The organism is Dyella sp., assembly GCF_051954575.1.
In the GTDB taxonomy this organism is placed as follows: Bacteria; Pseudomonadota; Gammaproteobacteria; order Xanthomonadales; family Rhodanobacteraceae; genus Dyella_B.
On sequence record NZ_JBQCHP010000126.1, the window covers coordinates 21,692 to 45,766 of the forward strand.

At 62.7% G+C, this 24,075-nt stretch carries 16 protein-coding genes; 11 read left to right on the forward strand and 5 right to left on the reverse strand.

Translation table 11 applies throughout. The features are described from left to right. The first annotated feature begins 198 nt into the window (after positions 1-198). Positions 199-696, forward strand: a complete 498-nt coding sequence (locus tag ACTHNE_RS16545; RefSeq protein ID WP_324938081.1) for a hypothetical protein — start codon at positions 199-201, stop codon at positions 694-696. A gap of 21 nt (positions 697-717) precedes the next feature. Continuing rightward, the gene (locus ACTHNE_RS16550) at positions 718-2,493 is read left to right on the forward strand and encodes an acyl-CoA dehydrogenase C-terminal domain-containing protein (protein WP_324938079.1); all 1,776 of its coding nucleotides are present in this window, start codon (positions 718-720) and stop codon (positions 2,491-2,493) included. Between the two features lie 304 nt (positions 2,494-2,797). On the opposite strand, the gene ACTHNE_RS16555 is transcribed toward ACTHNE_RS16550, so the two are convergent. Then, entirely contained in the window at positions 2,798-3,835 is a 1,038-nt protein-coding gene (locus ACTHNE_RS16555) for a hypothetical protein (RefSeq protein ID WP_440269824.1), read from the reverse strand. Positions 3,836-4,363: 528 nt separating this feature from the next. Here ACTHNE_RS16555 and ACTHNE_RS16560 point away from each other — a divergent pair. The 4 genes from ACTHNE_RS16560 (at position 4,364) to ACTHNE_RS16575 (ending at position 9,148) form a co-directional block, all read left to right on the forward strand. Beyond that, complete coding sequence (locus ACTHNE_RS16560) at positions 4,364-6,322, forward strand: CocE/NonD family hydrolase (protein ID WP_440269825.1); 1,959 nt, start codon at positions 4,364-4,366, stop codon at positions 6,320-6,322. A gap of 248 nt (positions 6,323-6,570) precedes the next feature. Beyond that, a complete protein-coding gene (locus ACTHNE_RS16565) occupies positions 6,571-7,047 on the forward strand; it encodes a GNAT family N-acetyltransferase (RefSeq protein WP_324938073.1) in 477 nt (158 codons plus the stop codon). Positions 7,048-7,094: 47 nt separating this feature from the next. Further along, complete coding sequence (locus tag ACTHNE_RS16570) at positions 7,095-8,702, forward strand: flavin monoamine oxidase family protein (protein ID WP_440269826.1); 1,608 nt, start codon at positions 7,095-7,097, stop codon at positions 8,700-8,702. After that, positions 8,699-9,148, forward strand: a complete 450-nt coding sequence (locus tag ACTHNE_RS16575; protein ID WP_324938069.1) for a c-type cytochrome — start codon at positions 8,699-8,701, stop codon at positions 9,146-9,148. The genes ACTHNE_RS16570 and ACTHNE_RS16575 overlap by 4 nt, the downstream gene beginning before the upstream one ends. Before the next feature lie 133 nt (positions 9,149-9,281). Here ACTHNE_RS16575 and ACTHNE_RS16580 read toward each other — a convergent pair whose 3' ends face one another. Then, a complete protein-coding gene (locus tag ACTHNE_RS16580) occupies positions 9,282-10,043 on the reverse strand; it encodes a SapC family protein (protein ID WP_324938067.1) in 762 nt (253 codons plus the stop codon). Positions 10,044-10,298: 255 nt separating this feature from the next. Here ACTHNE_RS16580 and ACTHNE_RS16585 point away from each other — a divergent pair, with 255 nt between their 5' ends. From ACTHNE_RS16585 to ACTHNE_RS16595, 3 genes are all read left to right on the forward strand, one after another. After that, positions 10,299-10,898 (forward strand): HNH endonuclease, encoded by a 600-nt coding sequence (locus ACTHNE_RS16585; protein WP_324938065.1) that lies wholly within the window; start codon positions 10,299-10,301, stop codon positions 10,896-10,898. A gap of 164 nt (positions 10,899-11,062) precedes the next feature. Beyond that, positions 11,063-12,841 carry a 1-deoxy-D-xylulose-5-phosphate synthase gene (gene dxs, locus ACTHNE_RS16590; protein ID WP_440269827.1) on the forward strand — a complete coding sequence of 593 codons (1,779 nt, stop codon included), beginning with the start codon at positions 11,063-11,065 and terminating at the stop codon, positions 12,839-12,841. Between the two features lie 271 nt (positions 12,842-13,112). Further along, the gene (locus tag ACTHNE_RS16595; RefSeq protein ID WP_440269828.1) at positions 13,113-15,713 is read left to right on the forward strand and encodes an MMPL family transporter; all 2,601 of its coding nucleotides are present in this window, start codon (positions 13,113-13,115) and stop codon (positions 15,711-15,713) included. 97 nt (positions 15,714-15,810) lie between these two features. On the opposite strand, the gene ACTHNE_RS16600 is transcribed toward ACTHNE_RS16595, so the two are convergent. The 3 genes from ACTHNE_RS16600 to oxyR all read right to left on the reverse strand — a co-directional run bounded on the left by ACTHNE_RS16600 (position 15,811) and on the right by oxyR (position 20,215). After that, positions 15,811-18,120, reverse strand: a complete 2,310-nt coding sequence (locus ACTHNE_RS16600) for a TonB-dependent receptor (protein WP_324937786.1) — start codon at positions 18,118-18,120, stop codon at positions 15,811-15,813. A 104-nt stretch (positions 18,121-18,224) separates the two neighbouring features. Next, complete coding sequence (gene prmC / locus ACTHNE_RS16605) at positions 18,225-19,073, reverse strand: peptide chain release factor N(5)-glutamine methyltransferase (protein ID WP_324937784.1); 849 nt, start codon at positions 19,071-19,073, stop codon at positions 18,225-18,227. Between the two features lie 197 nt (positions 19,074-19,270). Further along, positions 19,271-20,215: a DNA-binding transcriptional regulator OxyR gene (gene oxyR, locus ACTHNE_RS16610; RefSeq protein WP_324937782.1), complete on the reverse strand. Its 945-nt coding sequence runs from the start codon at positions 20,213-20,215 to the stop codon at positions 19,271-19,273. Positions 20,216-20,641: 426 nt separating this feature from the next. Here oxyR and ACTHNE_RS16615 point away from each other — a divergent pair, with 426 nt between their 5' ends. Together ACTHNE_RS16615 and ACTHNE_RS16620 are read left to right on the forward strand one after the other, a co-directional pair. Next, the gene (locus ACTHNE_RS16615) at positions 20,642-23,326 is read left to right on the forward strand and encodes a M1 family metallopeptidase (protein WP_440269829.1); all 2,685 of its coding nucleotides are present in this window, start codon (positions 20,642-20,644) and stop codon (positions 23,324-23,326) included. Positions 23,327-23,529: 203 nt separating this feature from the next. Then, a complete protein-coding gene (locus ACTHNE_RS16620) occupies positions 23,530-23,949 on the forward strand; it encodes a rubrerythrin family protein (RefSeq protein ID WP_324937778.1) in 420 nt (139 codons plus the stop codon). Positions 23,950-24,075 lie beyond the last annotated feature (126 nt).

Consider the following 24,075-nt stretch of genomic DNA (forward strand, 5'->3'; position numbering starts at 1 on the left):
CGACATGCATCGTAGGTTGGGCTGAGCCCCGGACTTGAACCGGGGCGAACCCCAACATCGGGATGCGACTGGCGAGCTGGATTTCGGCTGCGCCTCCACCCAGCCTACGGGGCCGTTTCAAACATTTGGCATGTTGCGCGGTCCCATTTCACCTGTCCCGTTCCCTGCTATATTCAAACAATCGTTTGAGGTGCTTCCATGAAACGACTGCTCCACGGATTGGCTCTCGTACTGCTGGCTGGCGTGCTCACCGCCTGTGGGCCGCAGCGCCAGAGCGTATTCCCGCCCACGATCACCATCCAGCAAATGAAAGTGGAGCCCAACGGCGCCTGGCAGCTCAGCCTGCGCATCCAGAACAACAGCTACACCGGCATGGACTACCAGTCGATCGAAGGCCGGCTGCAGATCGCGCAAGGCATGCCGGTGCGCGTGCACGCCAAGTTCGAGATGGATATCCCCACCTTCGCCGGCGACGTGGTGCAGGTCCAGGTGCTGCCCACGCCGGAGATGAGCCAGGCCCTGCAGGCGATCGCCGGCAAGGGCAGCGCCGGCTCCCTGCCCTACACGCTCAACGGCATCGTGCATGCCGTGCCCAATCTGGAAGATCACCCGGACAACAAGAATCCGCGCGATTTTCCGTTCACCAGCAACTCTTTCCTTTCGCCGGTTCCCGGCGTACCCAACACGTATCGCTAACGCTCCACGAAGGATCCCGTCATGACGCTCTACAAGGCCCCGCTCGACGATCAGCGCTTCGCACTCTTCGATGTACTCGGCGCGGAAACGGCACTTACCAAGCTGCAAGGGGGCGAGGGCCATACCCGCGACCTGCTCGATGCGGTACTGGAAGAAGCCGGCCGCCTGAGCGAGCAGGTGCTGGCGCCCACCAATGCTTCGGGCGATGAAGAGGGCTGCCATTTCGACAAGGCCAGCCGCACCGTCACCACGCCCAAGGGTTTCAAGGAAGCCTTCAGGCAGTTCGCCGAAGGCGGCTGGGCCGGGCTCACCATGGCGGAGGAATTCGGTGGCCAGGCGCTGCCCTCGGTGCTGGGCACGGCCACCACCGAGCTGTTCCAGTCCGGCAACTTGTCGTGGAGCCTGTATCCGCTCTTGTCCGAAGGTGCCTGCCATGCGCTGGAACTGCATGGCACCAACGAGCAGAAGCACACGTATCTGAAGCCGATCGTCGCCGGCCAGTGGACCGGCACCATGTGCCTGACCGAACCACAGGCCGGCTCGGATCTGGGCCTTTTGAAGACGCGCGCCGAACCCGGCGAAAACGGTAATTACAAGATCACTGGCACTAAGATTTTCATCAGCGCCGGCGATCATGACCTGGCCCAGAACATCATCCACCTGGTGCTCGCGCGCCTGCCCGATGCACCGGCCGGCAGCCGCGGCATCTCGATGTTCATCGTGCCGAAATTCAAGCTGAAGGCCGACGGCTCGCTGGGCGAACGCAACAACGTCTACGCCGGCGCGATCGAGCACAAGATGGGCATCCGCGGCTCGGCTACCTGCGTGATGAATTTCGATGAGGCCGAAGGTTATCTGATCGGGCAACCGAACAAAGGTTTGCCGGCGATGTTCACCATGATGAATGCGGCGCGCCTTGCCGTGGGCGTGCAAGGTTTGGCATTGGCCGAACGCGCATGGCAGAACAGCGCAAACTACGCGCGCGAACGTTTGCAATCGCGTTCGCTTTCCGGCGCGAAATTTCCCGACAAGCCGGCCGACAACCTGCTGGTGCAACCGGACGTGCGCCGCATGCTGCTGACCCAGCGCGCTTTCGTGGAAGGCTCGCGCATGTTGCTGCTGTACGCCGCACTGCAGACCGATATCGAAGCGCGCGGCATCGACGATGCGCAGCGGCAAAAAGGCAGCGAACTGCTCGCCTTCCTGATCCCGATCGCCAAGGGGCTGGTCACCGAACTGGCGCAGGAATGCACCAAGGAAGCGCTGCAGGTGTACGGCGGCCACGGCTTCATCGTCGAGAACGGCGTGGAGCAGTTCGTGCGCGATGCACGCATCATCACACTGTACGAAGGCACCACCGGCATCCAGGCCGCCGATCTGCTCGGCCGCAAGATCCTGCAATTGAAAGGCGTGGGCCTGCAGCACTTCCTTGCCGAGATCGGCGCGTTCTGCAAGCAGCATGCGGCGGACGAAAGCCTGAAACCGTACATCGGCCCGCTCGGCGCCTTGGCGAAGGAATGGGGCGAGCTGACCATGCAGCTGGCGCAGCGCATCCAGGCCAATCCGGAAGAACTCGGCGCGGCCGCCAACGATTATCTCTACTACAGCGGCTACATCACGCTGGCGTATTTCTGGGCGCGCGCGGTGGCGGCGCTGGCGCACAGCACGCAGCAGCCCGAGTTCAAGCAGGCAAAAAGGGATACAGCATCGTTCTACTTCGCACGCCTGCTGCCGCGCACGCATATGCACAAGGCGGCGATCGAAGCGGGCATCGATACCATTCCAGCGATCGCGTAGGCTGGGGGCGCAAACCCCGACATTTAGCTCCGACCATGCATGGCAACGTTGGGGTTTGCACCCCAACCTACACGCCGCCTGCCGTCATTGCGGCGAAGGCCGGACGTAGCGCGCAGTGCGGAGAACGTCCGAAGGACGGCCCCGAAGAGGTAAGCGAAGCGAATCATCCATTGCCAGTCCGCAGCATAGATTCCGGCCTTCGCCGGAATGACGATTGGGCGTTTACAAGATTCACGCCTTACAACACATAACGACGAACACAGAAATTTTTCTGCGTTCGCCGCATGATTACTCCCTATTTGTGTCAGTGCAGCGCCGTATGCGCGATATCGCACTGGTTGGTGTCATTGGACCACGTGCTTTGCATTGCATAGCTGCCATTGCCCATGGCCACGTTGGCCGAAGCGCCCTGGCCTGAGCTGATCCAAGCGCATTCGTCGCCGTTTTCCTCGCCGTTGTAGGAACTGCCCGTCTGGTTGGTCCAGCCGCCCGCGGGATTCTGGTCGGTGCTGGTTTCGGCATATTCATGACCCTCGACGATGGTGACACCGTCCAGCGTGCCGGCTGCACCGGCATTCACGAAGTTCGCGCCGCAGCTTGCCCCGGCGTCGGGGACGTAAGGCATGTTGGTGAAGGCGATATCACCGTAGGGCGAAGAGACACCGGCGTCCTTGTTGTAATCGTGCCACGCACAGAAACCGCCGCCGGCGTTGAAACCGTCCGGATGCGTACCCGTCGGCGATACCACTACATATTGCGTATAACGATTGCTTGCCGCGGTGGTATTGCCGAAATGCGCTGCCGCCTTGATCGCCTCCTGCGCCAATTGCTTGGCAGTGGCCCGGCTCGGCGACTTGGCTGAGTTGTCATACCACACGCCGGCGAGCACCGTGGACTTCGGATACGGCACGAACGAAGCGCCCGACGGACAGGACGTGGCACCCGCCGATACCGCGCCATCGCAATACTGCGTGAGCACGCCCGACCAAAGCTCGCCACCCGTGCCCAGGCCCTTGAACATCATCTGCAAACGCGGCGCCACCCCGGCGGTGTCATTGGACAGCACTACGTTGCCGTTGGAATCCTTACCCGCCGTACCCCACTGCGAGCCGTAGATCACCAGGTACACTTTCTGCGGACCGCTGGTGACGCCGATACTGTCGATCCCGCCACCATAGGCGAGCGTTTCCGGACCGGTCGCGGCGGCGTTCGGATAGGCCATGCGGAATGTTTTCATCAGGTTCAAGGTTTCGCGCGTGGGTACGGCGCCGTGCCGATAGGCATGCCCGTAAGCCGGCGAATAAGGATTGGCGACTTGCGCCGCAGCGTTGTCGCTTGCCATGGCCGTGCCAGCGGCAAGGACCAGCAAGCCTGATACGGCGACTTTGACGAGAGCACACTTGGAATAACCGAACATTTCGTATCCCCATTCAAAATGGACAGAAAAGCCCGCTGCGGCCGGACGACCTCAGAAGCATCTGCACGACAGCGGGACCCGTTCACTAAAATCACGCTTAAACACACTTGCGACCTTTGGCCAGCCGCGTTTGCTGATCCGATCCCTGTGGCAAAGACCATCGCGTACAGCGATGGTCCGGATGTGCGGCATGTCCCCGGCAAGGTCATTCGCCGCCCCCCCCCGGCGACGAATGCGCGGACGCTAGAAGAAGCCGTGTGAGCGGATCATGTGTGTAGCGTGATGGACAGCTATACAAATCGGGCACGAGCAGGACTTCTGCGCAAATACGCTCGGGACATGCGCAACAAGGCACAACGGGCCGACGCAGTCGCCTACACACCGCCGGCTGGCGTACCCACGCACCCAACAATTACCGCTAGGCTAGGCCTGCTTATCCAAAGGGGAGTCACCATGAAGACTGCTGTATGCGGTATCAAACCCGCCTTGCTTGCGCTGCTGCTCACCCTGAGCGGCGCGGCACTCGCCACGGATGACACCACACCGCAGTATTCCAATTACCCCAGCGAAACCCCGGCCGCGTTCAAGCCGGCCACCGAAAGCTTCGACTACGTCGAGCGCGACGTGAAGATCCCGATGCGCGATGGCGTGAAGCTCAACACGGTGATCCTCATTCCGAAAGGCGCGCACCACGCCGGCATCGTGATGACGCGCACGCCCTACGATGCCAAGGCGCTTACGCATCACGTGATGAGCGGCCATCTCGGCCCGATGCTGGAAGGCTACGACAATGCCGCCGACGTGATCGTGGAAGACGGCTATATCCGCGTAATCCAGGACATTCGCGGCAAGTATGGCTCTGAAGGCGATTACGTGATGAACCGTCCGGTGCACGGGCCGCTCAATCCCACGCCGGTCGACGATGCCACCGACACCTACGACACCATCGACTGGCTGGTGAAGAACGTGCCCGAATCGAACGGCAAGGTCGGCACCATCGGCATTTCCTACGACGGCTTCGAACCGCTGATGTCGCTGGTCAGTCCGCATCCGGCATTGAAAGTGGCGGTGCCGATGAATCCGATGGTGGACGGCTGGATGGGCGACGACTGGTTCCATCACGGCGCGTTCCGCCAGCAGAACATGTCCTACATCTACGAACAGAGCGCCAGCCGCGACAACAGCTACAAGTGGTGGACCAACTTCCACGACGAATACGACCTGTTCATGCACTACGTTTCCGCCGGCGAGATGGGCCGCGCGTATGGCATGGAGCAATTGGGCTTCTGGACCAAGCTGACGGCGCATCCGGCGTACGACGCGTTCTGGAGCGAACAGGCCGTCGATAAACTGCTCGGCGCGCAGCCGCTGAAAGTACCGACCATGCTGGTGCACAGCCTGTGGGACCAGGAAGACATCTACGGCGCGCTTGCCGTGTATCGCGCGATCAAGCCGAAGGACAAGAATGGCGACATGGTGAAGCTGGTGATGGGTCCGTGGCACCACGGCCAGGAGATCGATGAAGCCAGCTCGCTCGGCGCGATCCGTTTCGGCAGCGACACGGCCAAGTATTTCCGCGAACACATCCTGCGGCCGTATCTGGCGCAATACCTGAAGGATGGCTCGCCCAAGGCGGACATCGCAGCGGTAACCGCCTATCAGACCGGCAGCAACCAGTGGCAGCGCCTGGGCCATTGGCCGCTGGCCTGCGAGGAGGGTTGCAAGGTGAAGAGCCGTCCGTTGTATCTGCAGGCGGATCGCAAGCTCGGCTTCAGCGCGCCCGGCGGCAGCGATGCGTATGACGAATACGTCTCCGATCCCGCGCATCCGGTGCCGTTCCGCGCGCGCCCGATCCAGCCGGTCGGCTACGACAACAGCCTTACCTGGTCGCAGTGGCTGGTGGACGACCAGCGCGAGGCGTCCGGCCGTACCGATGTCGTCAGCTATGTTTCCGACGTGTTGACCGAGCCCTTGATCATCAGCGGTTTCCCGGTGGTCCACCTGACCGCCTCCACCAGCGGCACGGACAGCGACTGGGTGGTGAAGCTGATCGACGTTTACCCCGACCAGGTAGCCGAGCAGCCGGAGATGGGCGGCTATCAGCTGGCGGTGTCGATGGATATCTTCCGCGGCCGTTATCGCGAAGGCTACGACAAGCCCAAGGCCCTGGCCGCCAACCAGCCGCTCACCTACCGCTTCGACTTGCCCACCGCGAACCACGTTTTCCTGCCGGGCCACCGCGTGATGGTGCAGGTGCAATCGAGCTGGTTCCCGCTGTACGACCGCAACCCGCAGACCTTCGTGCCGAACATCTTTTTTGCGAAGCCGGCGGATTACCAGAAGGCGACGCAGCGGATCTATCACTCGGGGCATCAGGCCAGTTACATCGCGCTGCCGGTGATCGGCGGCTGAGGCGCTGCGCTCTACTCCCTCCCCTGCTTGGCAGGGGAGGGCTGAGGTGGGGTTGAACGAGCTTGCCGCACAATTGAAATTCATCGCGAGACGGCTTCACCCCACCCCAACCCTCCCCTACTGCACGTAGGGGAGGGAGCTGTTCTGGGTAGATTTGCAGTTCGCATCTCGTGCCCAGTGGGGGCTTCCACCCACAACCCCGTTGGGTGTAGAACCGGGCTTACGCGTTCCTATCAACCGGCCGACGCATGAGCGACACCCATTTCCTGATCCGTCTGGCCGAGGATGACGACGACTTTATCCTCGGCCTGGTCCCGCGTTTCGTGGATTTTTCGCTGCCCGCCTGGCGCAAGCGGCACGAATGCATCGAGGGCATCCGCAAGGATCTCACCCGTCATCTGGACGACCAGCCTTCGAACAGCTACGTCTTCGTCGCCGAGAACGACGATGGCGACCGCGTGGGCTTCATCCATCTGCAGCGCACGCAGGATTACTTCACCGGCCGCTACAACTGCCACATTTCCGACCTTGCCGTGGCGCCGCGCCACGAAGGCCAGGGCGTGGGCAAGGCCTTGATCCAGCACGCCGAAGCATGGGCGCGGGAACATCAATGCCAGTTGGTCACGCTGGCGGTGTTTCCCGGCAACGAACGGGCCAAGGCACTGTACGAAGCGGCCGGATTCAACCTCGATCTGCTGCGCATGGCCAAGCCGGTACACGGATAACGGGATGGCATGTAGGTTGGGCTGACTACTCCAACAAGGGGCACGTGATGCAAGGGGAAGATGCCAAGCTGGCGATGACGCGTCGCGATCTGCTGCGCCTGATCGGAGTCAGTGCCGGCGGCGCGGCGATGTATGCGGCCATGCATCGCATGGGCTTTGCCGCCGAATCGCCATATCGAGGCGCACCCGCGCTGCAAGGCGCGCCACCGGGTATCTCCGTGCTGATTCTCGGCGCAGGGTTGGCCGGCATGGTGGCCGCCTATGAACTGCGCGCCGCCGGCTACCAGGTGCAGGTGCTGGAATACAACGCGCGTCCCGGCGGTCGCAACTGGACGCTGCGCGGCGGCGACAGCTACACCGAACTCGGCGGCTTCACCCAGCACTGCCAGTTCGATCGCGGCCTGTACATCAATCCCGGTCCGTGGCGCATTCCGTATCACCACCGCGCCCTGCTCGATTACTGCAAGAAACTCGACATACCGCTCGAGCCGTTCGTGCAGGTCAACTACAACGCCTACCTGCACCGCGCCGATGCGTTCGGCGGCAAGCCACAACGCTACCGCACCATCAACGCCGACTACCGCGGCCACATCGCAGAACTGCTCGCCAAAGCCACACAGCAAAGCAAGCTGGATGCGCAAGTGAGCAAGGACGATCAAGCCTTGCTGCTCGACTCGCTGCGTCAGTGGGGTGCGCTCGACAAGAACTACGCGTATGCCGCCGGCCCCATGGCCAGCAACCGCCGCGGCTATGCAAAACCGCCGGGCGGCGGCCTGAGCGCCAAACCGCTGGATTCACAGCCGCTGCAACTGCACGACGTACTCACCTCGCGGCTGTGGTCAGGCCTTACGGACGGGGAAATCCTCGAATTCCAGACCACGCTGTTCCAGCCGGTGGGTGGCATGGGCCGCATCGGCGAAGCCTTCGGAAAACAGCTCAAAGAAGTCATCCGCTACAACACCAAGGTCATCGCCATTCACCAGGACGACCACGGCGTTACCGTCAGCCACGAAGACACACACCATCCTGGCCATACGCAAACCGCGCAAGCCGACTGGTGCATCTGCACGATTCCGCTATCCATCCTCAGCCAGATTCCGATCAACGTGAGTGCACCGATGGCCGAAGCGATCGGCGCGGTGCCCTACGCGGCGTCGGTGAAAATCGGCCTGCAATTCAAGCGGCGTTTCTGGGAAGAGGATGAAGGCATCTATGGCGGCATTACACTGACCGACCTGCCGATCAACACCATCAGCTATCCCAGTACCGGCTTCAACGGCAAGGGCAAGGGTGTGCTGCTGGGCGGCTACGCCTACGGCCTGGACGCCTACCAGCTCACCGCCATGACGCCCGAAGCGCGCGTGCGCAAGGCAGTGGAGTACGGCAGCCAGATCCATCCGCAATACGCACAGGAATTCGACAACGGCGTGGCCGTGGCGTGGCATCGCGCACCATTCACGCTCGGCTGTTTCGCCACCTGGACGGACGAATTGCGCGACAAGCACTACCAGAACCTTTGCCAGGTCGATGGCCGCATCGCGCTGGCCGGCGAACATGCGTCCTACCTGCCGGCATGGCAGGAAGGTGCGGTGACGTCCGCGCTGGACGTGATCACACGCATCCATCAACGCGTGGTGGCGGAAGGTGCAGCATGAAGCGACTATCGGCCATCGCCCTGCTCTTGCTTGCCTGCACGCCATTCGCCTGCGCGCAGACATCCGGCCAGACGTTCTACACCTATGCCTCGCTTACTCACGCCAATGGCGAGGAAATCTTCCATGCCATCTGCCAGGGCTGCCATATGCCCGACGCCAAGGGCGCGATCGGCGCCGGTGCGTATCCCGCCTTGACCGGCAACCCGAAGCTGGCTTCACCGCAATACATGGCGGCGGTGATCCTGTTCGGCCGGCACGACATGCCATCGTTCGTGATGAAGCCTTCGGATCACAAGAATTTCTTCGAGGATGCCAAGCTCAGCGATGCGCAGATCGCCGACGTGATCAACTACGTGCGCACGCATTTGGGCAATCACTACATCAACAGCATCACGGCGGCGGAAGTGACGGCGATGCATCCGCAGTACATGGCGACAAAACCGTAGGTTGGGGTGCGAACCCCAACATGGATTTATCTGCGTAGATGGCGACGTTGGGGTTTGCACCCCAACCTACGGCAATAAAAAATCCCCCGTTCGATGAACGGGGGATCTTGAACATCAACGCTGCAACGAACGATCAGTTCTTGGTAGCGCCCACGCCTTCGGCTTCTTCACGCTGCGCCAGGCGCTGGCCGACGCGGTCGATGTTCATCAGCGACAGCAGGTGGGCGTAGATCCAGCCCAGGGTGCCGTCGGCGAGGAAGCGGTGCGTGGTTTCGGCGTCGAGCTTGCGCAGCTTTTCCTCGTTGACCACGAACAGGCCGTTCAAGTTGATCACGTTGCCGTTCCGCTCCAGGCGGATATTGCGCGGCTCAAGCAGGTCGTGCTTGCGCAGGTCTTCCATGAACTGCTTGGTGCGCGCCACGTGCTGCTGGAATTCGCCGAGGAAGTTCACGGCGTTCTTCAGCATGTCGGTTTCGCTGCCGTCTTCCTTGAACAGGCGCTCGCCTTCGGCGCTGTTGAAGCCTTCGTAGGCTTCGTCCAGGAACACGGTGAAATCGTCGCCTTCCACTTCCGGCGGCTTCTCAGCCAGCACGAACGGATAGCGGCGCACGAAGGCCGGAATGTAGACGTTTTGCGCCCACTGGCCATCGGCGTCGACGAACAGGTTTTCGTTCTGGCGCAGGCCCAGCAGTGCCATCGGGCCGGCGCTGGCCTCGTCGGGGCCGGCGAACAGGATCGGAATGTCGCGGGCGGTGATGGGGAATTCCGTGCAGGTCAACGGCACCGAGTGCACGTTGTGCGCGAACTTGAGGTTCTGCAGCCCTTTTATGCGCAGATCCTTGTGTGCAGCGCGGTTCAGCGGAACCGGACGCTCGTAGAAAAGTACTTCGGCCACGTTCATACCTCTGCCCCGCCGTGCCGGGGTCGCCACGTGCGGCTCCCCCTCCCAAACCCGGCGTCGGGTCTACAGATGAACGAGCACTATATCAGCGCCGCATTTCCGGGGCGAGTTGGCAAATATCCCGGCGGCGCAGGGTCTTGACGCCGCGCATTGCATGCGATTTGCAATCAATTTGGTCTATGCTGCGGAAAAACCGAGCGCCATTGCATTGGAAAGACGCTCTTTCGCCAAAAGTGAAGGACGAAACGCATGCTTATGGAAGTGCCACATCGGGCCGACCTGAACTCGACCCGGGTACTGTCACTGGATGCCGCGGGCCGGATTCTGGACTGGATCAGTTGGCAGGACGCGGTATGCCTCTATGTCCGGGACGCCGTCGCGTGGACTCTCGGCGACCCCTGCCTTACCGTGCACGGCGGCCATAACCGCAACTTAGGGATGCAAAGCCGCATCGAGCTGCATCCCATTGTCGCCAGCCGCGGGCATTGCCACGACCACGCCATCGATCCGGCGCCCGCCTTGACCAATGTCGCCCTGTTCAGCCGCGACCGCTACCTGTGCATGTACTGCGGCGTACGCTTCAGCCGCGGCGAGCTGACCCGCGACCACGTGCTGCCGATCTCCAAGCGCGGCCGCGACGAATGGGAAAACGTGGTCAGCGCCTGCCTGGCCTGCAACCTCAAGAAGGGCAACCGCACCCCGCAGGAAGCCAACATGCCGCTGCTCGCGGTGCCGTACCGGCCGAGCTGGGTGGAGCACCTGATCCTGTCCAACCGCAACATCCTGGCCGACCAGATGGAATTCCTGGTGAGCCATCTGCCGCGGCACCGGCGCGAGGCGATGGCGTAGCGCTTTCTCCTCATCCCTTTCAGAGAGAGGGATGAGGGGCGAACCTCGCGAGAAACCTTCATGGAATGTACGTTGGGGTTCGCACCCCAACCTACGCGGCTCCGATTCAGAAGCGAGGCAAGGTGTCCCCTCACCCAGGAGGGGAGAGGGCGCACAATACGCGGATGATCGATCTCTCCCGCTACCCCCACCTCGCCTCCATCGAGTCCCCCGCTGACCTGCGCCGCTTCCCGGACGATCAGCTTCCCGCCATCGCCAACGAACTGCGCCGCTACCTGATCGAAGCGGTGGCCAGCTCCGGCGGCCATTTCGGCGCCGGCCTGGGCGTGGTGGAGCTGACCGTCGCGCTGCACTACGTGTTCGACACGCCACACGACCGGCTGATCTGGGACGTGGGCCACCAGTGCTACCCGCACAAGATCCTCACCGGCCGCCGCGACCGCATCACCACCATCAAGAAAAAGGGCGGCCTGGCGCCGTTCCCGCGCCGAGAGGAAAGCGACTATGACGCCTTCGGCGTGGGCCACTCCTCTACCTCGATCTCCGCCGCGCTGGGCATGGCTATTGCCGCCCAGCGCAAGGGCGATGCGCGCAAGTTCGTGGCGGTGATCGGCGATGGCGCGATGACCGCCGGAATGGCCTTCGAAGCGCTCGACCACGCCGGCGACCTCAGCGCCAACCTGCTGGTGGTGCTCAACGACAACGGCATGTCAATCAGCGAGAACGTTGGCGGCCTAGCCAAGCGGCTGGAAAAGCGTGGCGATGGGGTGTCCGTGCCCAGTTCGATGTTCGAGGAACTGGGCTTCGACTACACCGGCCCGATCGACGGCCACGACGTGCCGAAGCTGCTGGAAGTGCTGCGCGCGCTGAAAACCCAGCAAGGTCCGCAGTTGCTGCACGTGATCACCACCAAGGGCAAGGGCTACGCTCCGGCCGAGCTGGAGCAGATCGAATACCACGCAGTGGGCCCGTTCGATCCGCTGGCCGGCGTGGTGAAGAAGCCTCCCGGCAAGCTCACCTACAGCGACGTTTTCAGCGACTGGCTATGCGACATGGCCGCCGTGGATGCGCGCCTGTTCGGCATCACCCCGGCCATGCGCGAAGGCTCGGGGCTGGTGCGCTTTTCCCAGGAACATCCCGACCGCTACATCGACGTCGCCATCGCCGAACAGCACGCCGTCACGCTGGCCGCCGGCATGGCCTGCGAGGGTGCCAAGCCGGTGCTGGCGATCTATTCCACCTTCCTGCAGCGCGCCTACGACCAAACCATCCACGACGTGGCGCTGCAGAATCTTGACGTGACCTTCGCCATCGACCGCGCCGGCGTGGTCGGTCCGGATGGCCCCACGCATGCGGGCAGCTTCGATCTGAGCTTCCTGCGCTGCCTGCCGAACATGCTGGTGATGGCGCCGGCCGACGAGGACGAGTGCCGCGCCATGCTGAGCACCGGCTTCCGGCACCCCGGCCCCGCCGCCATCCGCTACCCGCGCGGCGGCGGTCCCGGCGTGGTGGTACGCACGACGGTGGATACGCTGCCGATCGGCAAGGCCGAGCTGCGCCGGCGCGGCCACCGGCTGGCGCTTCTGAGCTTCGGCGCCATGCTCGCGCCGGCCGCGGAACTGGCCGCCGAGATCGACGCCACCCTGGTCAACATGCGTTTCGTGAAGCCACTGGACGAGGCGCTGCTGCTGGAACTGGCGAAAAGCCACGAGGCCTTCGTAACCCTGGAGGACAACGTCGTCGCCGGCGGCGCCGGTTCGGCGGTGGCCGAATGCCTGGCCGCCCACGGCGTGAACCTGCCGATCCTGCATCTGGGGTTGCCCGATGCATACCTGGAACACGGCAGCCGCGAGGAAGTGCTGAGCGAGGCCGGGCTGGATCTGGCGGGTATCCGTCGGGCGATACGGGCTCGTTTCCCGCAGCTGCATCAGGCAAGCGCCTGAGTCGCACGGGCAGGCTTGCACGCTCCCTTCACCCCCAAACCGCTGGGCTAGGGCCTGTTTACACTATTTGGGTGGCCGTCATGCGGCAGCGCGCGGCTTGCCTTGGCCACCAGCCAAGCCTGCGCCACGCATTACCACCTGACGGCCACCCAACGACAACGCGGGCTACGCAAATAGTGTAAACAGGCCCTAGTTACCCCCGCCTAAGGGAGAACGATGCGTTATGGAATATCCTTAACGTTTTCCCAAGGACTGAGGAGCCATTCGGCCCGTGACTGAGTTCATCGTCCGAGTTGTCCAATTCTGCCGCCGCTACGCTCTGCTCGTGGCGGTGTCCTTTTTCGCCCTGGCCGGCGTCGCCATCTGGATCGCCGCGGGCAAGCTGAGCGTCGACACCAATACCGACAACCTCTTCGCCAGCACACTCCCGTGGCGCCAGCACGCCATGGCCTTCGACCGCGAGTTTCCGCAGTTCAACAACGTGTTGGCGGTAGTGGTGCGTGGCGCGACGCCGGAGGAATCCGACGAAACGGCCGCGCAACTGGCCAAGGCGCTGGCGGCCGACAAGAAGCACTTCATCGACGTAAGCCGGCCCGACGCCGATCCGTTCTTCCGCCACGAAGGCCTGCTGCTGCTCGACCCGGACGACCTGAGCAAGATGCTCGGCTCGCTGATGAACGCGCAGCCCTTGCTTGGCCCCCTTGCGGCGGACCCTTCGGCGCGCGGCCTGTTGAACGGGGTATCGCTGATGGCGGCGGGCGTGCGCATCCAGCACGCCGATCTTTCGCCGTACAAGCCCGCGCTGGATCAGTTGCGCCAGGTGCTGGACAAGGCCGCCGACGGCCATCCCATCCCGCTGTCATGGCAAAGCCTGCTCGGTTCGGACGTGACCCAGCAGCCGCAGAATGTCACCTTCGTGCTCACCCACCCAGTGCTGGAGGAAGGCTCGCTGCAGCCGGGCCTGGCCGCGACGCAGACCCTGGAAGGCATCGCCAAGAACCTGCCGGACGTGAAGGCCGGTCGCGTGCGCGTGGACTATACCGGCTCGGTCGCGCTGGCCGATGTGCAATTCGGCGCGCTCACCAAGGGTATCGTCGCCAGCACGCTGGTCAGCCTGTTCCTGCTGGCGCTGTGGCTGTACCTGGCGATGCATTCGTTCCGCCGCATCATTCCGATTTTGCTCACGCTGCTGGTCGGCTTCGCGCTCACTACCGGCTTCGCCTCCCTGGCAGTGGGTACCTTGAACGTGATTTCCGTAGCCTTCGCGGTGCTGTTCGTCGGCCTGGCGGTGGATTTCGGCATCCAGTTCGCGGTGCGCCTGCGCGAGCAGCGCATGCTGCACGATGACATCGACGTGGCGCTGGCTGCCGGCGCACGCGTGTCCGGCAGCCAGATCGCGGTGGCGGCAGCCGCAACCGCGTGCGGCTTTCTCGCCTTCTCGCCGACCAGCTTCGTCGGCGTGGCCGAGCTGGGCACCATCGCCGGCGTGGGCATGGGCATCGCGCTGGTCTGCACGCTTACCTTGCTGCCGGCCCTGTTGAGCCTGATGAAGCCGGCGCGCCAGAGCAAGGAACTGTCGCTGCCGTTCGGGCCGAAACTCGATTCCCTGCTGCACTGCCATTACAAGCCGGTACTGGGCGTGTTCGCGCTGCTCGGCATCGCCGGCCTGGTGGCGGGCGTGCGCATGCCGTTCGACGCCAACCCGCTCAATACGCAGGACCCCAATTCCGAACCGATGCGCACGCTGCGCAGCCTGGCCGACAACCCGGTCACCAATCCGTTCAACATCAACATCATGGTGCCCAACCTGGACACCGCGCGCAGCCTGACGGAAAAACTCGGCAAACTGCCGGAAGTCTCGCGCGCGATTTCCGGCGCCACTTTCGTGCCGGCCGATCAGCAGGCCTCGCTCGACCAGCTCGACCAGGCGCAGGTGCTGATGCTGCCGTCGCTGGATGTCGATCCGTCCGGTCCGCCGGTCACGCCGCAAGCCTTGCGCGCGGCGATCAACGACACGCTGGACGCGATCAACGAGGCCAAGCCGGAGATGACGCCCGATTCGCCGCTGCATGGCATCGAGGCCTCGCTGCAGAAACTGGCCAAGGCGCCGGACGACCGCCTGATGATGATGAACGAGGCGATCAGCCGCTTCCTGCCCACGCAACTGGACAAGCTGCGCGATGCGTTGAACGCAAAGGGCATCACGCTCCAATCGCTGCCCGAATCGATCAAGCGCGATTGGGTCAGCCCCAACGGCCAGGTGCGCATCCAGGTCTCGCCCACCGTCAACGAGCAAGATACCTCCGGCCTGCGCAAATTCGTGGAAGCCGTGCAGCGCGTCGCGCCCGATGCGGGCGGACCGGCCGTCACCACCATCGCCTCGGCCGACACCATCATGCGCGCGTTCAAGCAGGCCGCGGCGCTGGCCATCGTCGCCATTGCCGTGGTGCTGCTGCTGGTGATCCGCCGTTTGAAGGACGCAGGCATCGTCCTGCTCACGCTGGCGATGTCCGCGCTGCTCACCGCGCTGCTCGCACGTTCGTTGGGGATGGCGATCAACTACGCCAACATCATCGCGCTGCCGCTGTTGTTGGGCGTGGGCGTGTCGTTCAACGTGTATTTCGTGATGAACTGGCGCGCGGGCATGCGGCGCTTCGTGAGTTCCGCCTCGGCGCGCGCGGTGCTGTTCTCCGCACTCACCACCGGCACGGCGTTCGGTTCGCTGGCCTTGTCGCACGACCTTGGCATGGCCAGCATGGGCCGCATGCTACTGGTAAGCCTGGTCGCGGTGCTGCTAGCCACGTTCATCTTCCTGCCGGCGTTGTTGTATGCGATCAAGCCGCCGGCGCAGGTGAGCGGTACGGGGCATTGACCGTAGGTTGGGGTGCAAACCCCAACATCGCGATCCTTGTCGACATGGCAACGTTGGGGTTTGCACCCCAACCTACGGGCAGGCATGAAACGCTCGGCTAGAACGGCACATTGAACGCCACACCCACCGTGCGCGGCGTCGACATCTGCACCAGCATCGGCCCGCCCACCGTGGCCAGGAAATTCACCGCTTCATCGTTCAACGTGCCGATCGGCACCTGGCGATTGAGCGCGTTGCGCACGTAGAAATCGATATTCGTACCGCCGCGCAAGTTCACGCCCAGGTTGACGTCGAGGAACATGAAGCCGGGCAATTTGAAATTCGGATCGCTGACGTCGCCATCGAAACCGGCATTGCGATGGCTGGATGCACGCACTACGGCGCCGATATACGCATCCGTGCCGGCCAGCAGGAATTTGTATTTGCCGCTTACCGTTCCCGCCCAGCGCGCCGAATACGGCAACGGCGCATTCGGCTGGATGCCGAGCTGCGGCGCGCCGTTGTTGGTGAATGCATCGGTGTAGGCGCCAGAAGCGCCCAGTTCCCACGGGCCGTTCGAATAGCTGCCCTGCATCTCCACGCCTTTGATGCGCGCATCGCCCGCGTTCTGGATGATCGCGTTGCCCAGCGTGAAGGTGTAAAGCTGCATGTGATGCCATTCGATGTCGTAACCATCGATGCCGACGTTCAAATGGCGATCGAGATAGCTGCCCTTGTAGCCAAGCTCGTAGCTTTCCAGGTTGTCGGAACCGAACGTGTTGGTGGCGTTTGGATTGGGTCCCAGCAGCGTGCCCTGAAGCGGTGCCTGCAAACCGCCCGGACGATAGCCGGTGGAGGCGCGCGCGTAATAACTGTCCCGATCGGTGGGACGCCAGGTCAGCGTGACCATCTTGGTGATGTCCTGGCTTTTCATGTGCTCGCGAAAACCGCCGGGGCTGCCCGCGAACGGACCTTGCTCCACGTTCGCCAGCCGCTGCGTATTGCCGCTTGCGCGCGCCCCGACGGTCAGATCCAGCGTCGGCTTGATGTGCCAGGTGAGATCGCCGTAACCGGCGTACTCCTCGAAACGTGCATTCACCGCTTGCTGAATCAACGCGGTGCTGCCGGGCGGCGGCAGGTTGTCGCCTTGCAGTGCGTATTGCTCCCACACGTTCTCACGGTTGAGCCACATGCCGAACAGCCAGTCGAACGTGTCGTTCTTGCGCGAGGTGAAGCGGATTTCCTGCGAACTCTTGTGCACGGTGTATTGCGAATCAACATACAGCGAACTCATCGGCTGGGTAAGACCAAACTCCGGTCCCAGCAGGTTCAATAATCCCAGGAACGCATCCGGATAATCCTGCACGCTGTGATTGACGAACTTCTGGTACGAACTGATCCAGTCCAGCGTGGCCCAGTCGAAGTCGTAGCCGGCGTGGAACGCATAGAGCTGCAGCGTCTGCGTGAACGGTTCGCGGTGATTGAGCGCGCGGCTGTACGGTCCGCCGGAAATCGGCTGTCCTTGCAGATCGAAATCGCCCATCGACAAGCCGTTGGCCATGATCTTCTGCGCCATCGCGGTGACGTTCAAAGTGAGCTTGTCGACCGGATCCACTTCCAGTTGCACGCGCGCGCCCCTGGTGTGCGTGCGATCGGCGCCGCCAGCCGGCGTTTCACCCACCGCCTGGTACACGCCGGTAGTGTGCTGATCGACGGCCGATATGCGCACCGCCGCCTTGTCCTTCACCAGCGGCAGATTGATCGAAGCGTGTTCCGCATAGCTCATGCCGCCGCGGTTGGTGTTGGAGATATCGCCGCCTGCGTTGCCGGATACACCGCTGAGATCGGGTTTCACCGTCACGTATTTCACCAACCCGCCCATCGACCCCGCGCCATACAGCGTGCCCTGCGGGCCATACAGAAACTCGATGTGATCCAGATCGAGCAAGGCGGGATCGAACAGGAACGTGGCCGATGCGGCATATACCGTGCTGCCACCCACCGGCACATCGTCAATGTATAGCGATACCGTGGGGCTGGTCTGGTTGCCGGTGGAAACGCCGCGCATCACCAGCTCGCCCTGCCCCGCACCGCCTGCGCTGGCAAAGAAAACGCCGGGTTGGTACGACACGTAATCGTTGAGGTTCTTTGCGCCGAGCTGCTGCAAGGTTGCGGCTTGCACGGCGTCGACGTGCATCGGCACTTCGTGTTCCGGTTCGCGGCGGCGGTTGGCCGTCACCATCACTTCGCTCAGCGTTACGGCCTGACCGTTCGAAGGTGGTGCGGCAGCGCTGCTCGATGGTGCAGGCAACGGGTTGTTCTGCGCCATCGCAAGCGGTGCAGCCAGCATCATCAGCAGCAGATGGATCGCGCGTGGCAAACGGCGCAATGCAAAAGGACGACAAACGACAACACGACGAATATTCATGGCAGTACGTCCGGGGCAAACGTTATGCGTTCATGCCCGGATGCGCCAAAGTTAATCCAGGCCCCTTATTGACGGCTGCAGTCTACGCCCAGGCTCGTGATCGATCACAACTGCTGTGGCAAACGCCCCAAACTTACGCGATCGCGTTGTTCCAGATCGCGCGCCGTCGAAAGATCCACGAAACCTGCGTCACGAAGCAGTGCACGCACCGTGTCGCCTTGCTGCCATCCGTGCTCGAACAACAGCCATCCACCGGGCAGCAGGTGAAGACCGGCATCACGAACAATGCGGCGAATATCGTCGAATCCATCGATGCCCGAGGCAAGAGCACTCATCGGCTCAAACCGCAAATCACCTTGCTGCAGATGCGGATCGCTGCTTTCGATATACGGCGGGTTGGAAACGATCACATCGAAGCGCTTATCACCGAGCGGCGCAAACCAGTCGCCATGAAAGAAGCTAATGTTGCCGATGTGATGGCGCCGTGCATTACGTTGCGCCACGCCGAGCGCATCGCTGCTCGCATCGGTCGCCGTCACTTGCGCCGCAGGACGCTCGTGCGCGATCGCCATGGCAATGGCGCCCGAACCCGTGCCCAGATCAAGTACGCGACAGGTTCGATCGATCGGCAGGCGTTCCAGGGCCAGCTCCACCAGCAACTCGGTTTCCGGGCGCGGGATCAGTGTGGCGGGCGTGACTTCCAGATCAAACGACCAGAAACCGCGACGGCCGGTGATGTAGGCGACAGGCTTTCCCGCTTCGCGTTGCTCGAGCAACAAGGCATACGCCGCGGCGCAATCGGGCAAGAGCGCGTCGTCCACATGCGCGATCAGCCAGCTGCGCGGCTTGTCCAGGACATGGCACAGCAATATTTCCGCGTCGATGCGATCGCCGAGCTGTTGTGTGGCTTCGGCGAGTGCTTGGCGTATGGTTTGAGACGGAACGTGTCGCATGGGTGTCATTCGTTTGCGAGGCCATCATTCTCGCCCCCCGTCATTCCGGCGAAAGCCGGAATCCAGGACAAGCATGCTGTGCGAAGCACTCGATACAAGAAGCACTCAATACAAAATGGATATCGTGTCCTTCGGACGCATATTTAAACTGGGTTCCGGCCTTCGCCGGAATGACGTGAGGTAAATTCACCAATTCATCAAGCCACCCGCCGCCGCTTCGCCGACGCGACAGCCGCCGTATGCGGATCAAGCAGATCATTCGGCAGATGCTTGAACACATCCGCCAACTGCCTCAGGAACCCACTCATCGCCGAACTCTTGCGCCACACCATCGCAATGCGCCGGCTCGGCGGATGCCCGCTGAATTCCACCAGTTGCAGATTCGGCGCCGGCGCCACCGGCGGCTTCACCGCGAGTGTGGGCAGCAAGGTGATGCCGACGTTGGCGGCCACCATCTGGCGCAAGGTTTCCAGGCTGGTAGCGCGAAAACCGCTTTTTTCGCCGGCGCCGGCCATATGGCACACCTCCAGCGCCTGGTCGCGCAGGCAGTGGCCGTCTTCGAGCAGCAGCAGGTTCTGGTCCGACAGATCGTTGAGTTTCAGCGACTGGCGCTTCGCCAACGGATGCGACTGCGGCACCGCCAACAGGAACGGCTCCTCGAACAACAGCTCCGCGTGCAGGTTATCGTCATGGATCGGCAGGGCGAGAATGCCGACATCGAGTTTGCCCTCGCGCAGGCGATGCAGCACGACTTCGGTCTTTTCCTCGACCAGCAGCAATTCCAATCGCGGGAAACGCTCGCGCACGATCGGTATCACATGCGGCAACAAATACGGACCCAGCGTCGGGAAGATACCGAGCCGCACCGTGCCTGATTCCGGATCGACCGTGCGGCGTGCGATGCTCTTGATCTGCTCGATTTCGTTCAACACTTCGCGCGCGCGATTGGCGATGTCGCGGCCCACTTCGGTCAACAGCACCTTGCGCGGGGTTCGCTCGACCAGCGCCACACCCAGCTCCTCTTCCAGCTTCTTGATCTGGGTGGACAGCGTGGGCTGGCTGACAAAGCAGGCTTCCGCTGCACGTCCGAAGTGACGATGCTCGGCAAGGGAAACGAGATAGTGCAGGTCGCGCAGGTTCATGGCCACCTCGGCAGGGGTCGCACCAATAATAGATAAAAACTATAAATAATTGAAATACTATCGACCGGAAAGATGTCTTGGAAAATAAGCTCCGACCTGTGCGCCCGCGAGCGAGCCGCACCTCTTCATAGACGGCGGGCGAACGAAATTCCCCCTGTCCTTGCTGACAAAAGGCAGGGCCGATGCCGCAAACCCTGCCCGGCGCAAAGATGCAGGACGCACCCGGGGCGGCAGGCGATACCAAGGCAACGAACCTTGCGTTGCGCTCCTCGGCCCTGCTGTCCCTGTGATCCATGTCCGCCCTGCATGAGCAGCGCTGGATGGGTATGGCAGCGGAGCATCCGGCGGGCCATGCCTTTTGGCACTGTGGCAAACCGCTTACGCAACCTAGCGTGGTTCCTTTTTGATCGTCGTAGGAGGCTCACTGTGCACCGTCTCGCCCGCTCATTCGTACTGACTGCGCTTGCCGCATGTTGTAGCGCTGCATTCGCGGCAACGCCGGCCGACCAGGTGCCGCACGGCAGGCTGCCGCGCTGGGCGCAACCGCAGTCCTATCAACTGGCGTTCAAGGTCGATCCCGCGCAGAAGGATTTCACCGGCACCACCGTCATCAAGGTCGACCTGAAACAAGCGGCCGACCATCTGTGGATCAACGGCCACGATTTGAACGTGAGCAAGGTGACGGTCACCGATGCGAACGGTACGCAGCACGACGGCAAGTACGCTGTCGTCGCCTTGCAGGAAGGCGTGGCACGCGTCGATTTCGGCAGCGTGCTGCAACCGCAGGCGCTGACCATCGCGCTCGAATTCAGCGCGCCGCTCAACCAGCAGTTGCAAGGCCTGTACAAGGTGAGCCACGCCGGCACGCCGTATGCGATGACGCAGATGGAACCGATCAGCGCACGCTTCGCCTTTCCCGGTTTCGACGAACCGGATTTCAAGACGCCCTATGACATCACGCTGACCATTCCGTCGGATCTCACCGCGGTAGCCAACACCAAGCAGATCAGCGAAACCGCCGCGGGCGACCGGTGGAAAACATTGAGCTTCGCCCGCACGCAGCCGTTACCCACTTATCTGGTGGCGTTCGCTGTCGGGCCGTGGGATATCGTCAACGGTCCGGACATCGCACCGAGCGAATATCGTAGCGATGTATTGCCGCTACGCGGCATCGCAGCGCATGGCGAAGGCCATCGCCTGCAACACGTGCTGAGCGAAACGCCCAGCATCATCCACACGCTGGAGAATTACTACGGCTTCGGCTATCCGTTCGGCAAGCTCGACCTGCTGGCCGCACCGGATTTCTCCGCCGGCGCGATGGAAAATCCCGGCCTGGTCACCTTCCGCGACTGGCTGTTGCTGCTCGATCCGGATTCGCCGGCCAAGTACGTGCGCGGCTCGTTCAATGTCACCGCGCACGAACTGGCGCATCAATGGACCGGCGACACCGTGACGCTCGCATGGTGGGACGACCTGTGGCTCAACGAAGCCTTCGCCACCTGGATGCAGCAGAAAGTCACCATGAAGGTGCATCCGGAATACCGCGCCGATCTCGATCGCATCACCACCGCCGAAGACGCGATGGAGAACGACAGCCTGGTCAGCGCGCGCAAGATCCGCCAGCCGATCACCGGCAACGGCGATATCGAAACCGCGTTCGACAGCATCACCTATCGCAAGGGTGCCGCGGTGCTGGGCATGTTCGAAGGCTACGTTGGCGAAGGCACGTTCCAGCAGGGCATGCGCGCGTACATCCAGCAGCACAAGTTCGGCAACGCCACCGCCGATGACCTGATCGACGCCATCGCCACCGCGGCAAAACAAGGCGACGCGTTCAAGCATGCCTTCGACAGCTTCCTCAACCAGGCCGGCGTACCGTACGTGCAAACCAGGCTGGAGCAGAAGAACGGAAAAACCGTGCTGCACCTGAGCCAGAACCGTTACCTGCCGGCCGGCAGCACCGGCGATGCAGCACGTGTATGGGGCGTTCCGGTGTGCGTGCGCTATGGCACCGCCGAAGGCAGCAAGGTGAGCTGCGAAATGCTCGATAAAGCTTCCGACACCATGACGCTGGAAGGCGCCAGCACGCCCACCTGGATCATGCCCAACGCCAACTCGCGCGGCTATTACCGCTTCAGCCTGGCCAAGCCGGAATGGAATGCGCTCACCCAGCACGTCGCCGCGCTGGCCGATACCGAACAGCTTGCGTACGCCGACGGCATCGACGCCGGCTTCCGCCACGGCGATCTGAACGCCGCCGACGCACTCGCCGCGCTCAAGCCGCTGGCTGGTGCGAGCACGCGTGAAGTGGTGGTCGCTCCGCTCGGCACGGTCAACTGGATCTACCGGCATGAAGCCGCCACCGACGCGCAGCGCGCCGTCATCGTGAAGTGGGTGAAGGACGCCTACCTGCCACGCGTGATGCAGCTGGGCTACCACCGCAAGGCCGGCGAGCCCGACGGCGATTCCTTGCTGCGCGCGGCGCTGGTGCATGCACTGGCGCTGGATTTCAAACTGCCGGAAGTGCGTGCGGAACTGCTCAAGCAAGGCGATGTCGCGCTGGTGAAGAAAGCGGACGGCCATCTGGATCTCGCCGCGGCCGATGCGGATCTGCTCGGCGACGCGTTGGCCGTCGCCGTGCAGGAACACGGCAAGCCCGCGCTCGATGCACTGATCGCCGAACTGCCGCAAACCACCGATCCGGCCCAGCGCAATGCGATGCTGGCCGGACTTGCCGCGGCCGATACGCCGGAGCTGGCCAACCAGGCACGCGATTTTGCGCTCAGCAAGCAGGTGAAGGTCGGCGAGATGGCGGCGATCCTGCGCGGCGGTCGCGATACACCTGCCGCCCGCGAAGCGCTGTGGCAGTGGTTCACCGGCCACTACGACCAGGTGCTTGGCCGCACCGGCAGCTTCGCCAGCGGTGTGCTGCCCAAGCTGGTGGGCGGTGGCAGCTGCTCCACCGCCGAAGCCGATCGCCTGCAGGCGTACTTCAAGCCGCGCCTGAAGGACATCACCGGTGCCGACCGCGGCTTGGCGCAAACGCGTGAGCAGACCCTGCTGTGCGCCGCGTTGAAGGCGAAACAGAACCCTGCGATGCTTTTGCGCTAAGCGTTGGCTTTATGTCCCTTACGTCGCCCCGGCGTCTGCCGGGGCGACGTAATGCCAGCCATGGCAGCTTTATAGCCGCTGCCAATCATCCTCATAAAAATAATCAATTTCATAATTGCCCTAACGAACGCTAGGCTCGAAAAATCGACCGTCAGGTCCCCTCTTGCATTGCCCTCTCAAGCCCAACGCCACGAGGTGATGTCATGAGCAAGCTCAAAGGCTCCAAGACGGAGCAGAACCTGAAAGACGCGTTCGCCGGCGAATCGCAAGCCAACCGTCGGTATCTCTACTTCGCATCGAAAGCCGATGTAGAGGGTTACAACGACGTATCCGCCGTGTTCCGTTCCACCGCCGAAGGCGAAACCGGCCACGCGCACGGCCATCTGGAATACCTGGAGCAGTGCGGTGATCCTGCCACCGGCAAACCCTTCGGCCCCACCAGGCTGAACCTGGAAAGCGCCATCGCCGGCGAAACCCATGAATACACCGACATGTATCCAGGCATGGCCAAGACCGCGCGCGACGAAGGCTTCGAGGAAGTCGCCGACTGGTTCGAAACACTAGCCAAGGCGGAGCGTTCGCATGCGAATCGCTTTCAAAAAGCATTGAACGAATTGGCGTAAAGGCGCAAAGCCTGCGCAATGCCCAGCAGGTTGGGTTGAGGCGCCGCCCAAAAACCAACCCGAGATGCATAAAAGAAGACCGTGGGGTTTCGGCGGCGCCGCAACCCAAACTACGGGAAGCACAAC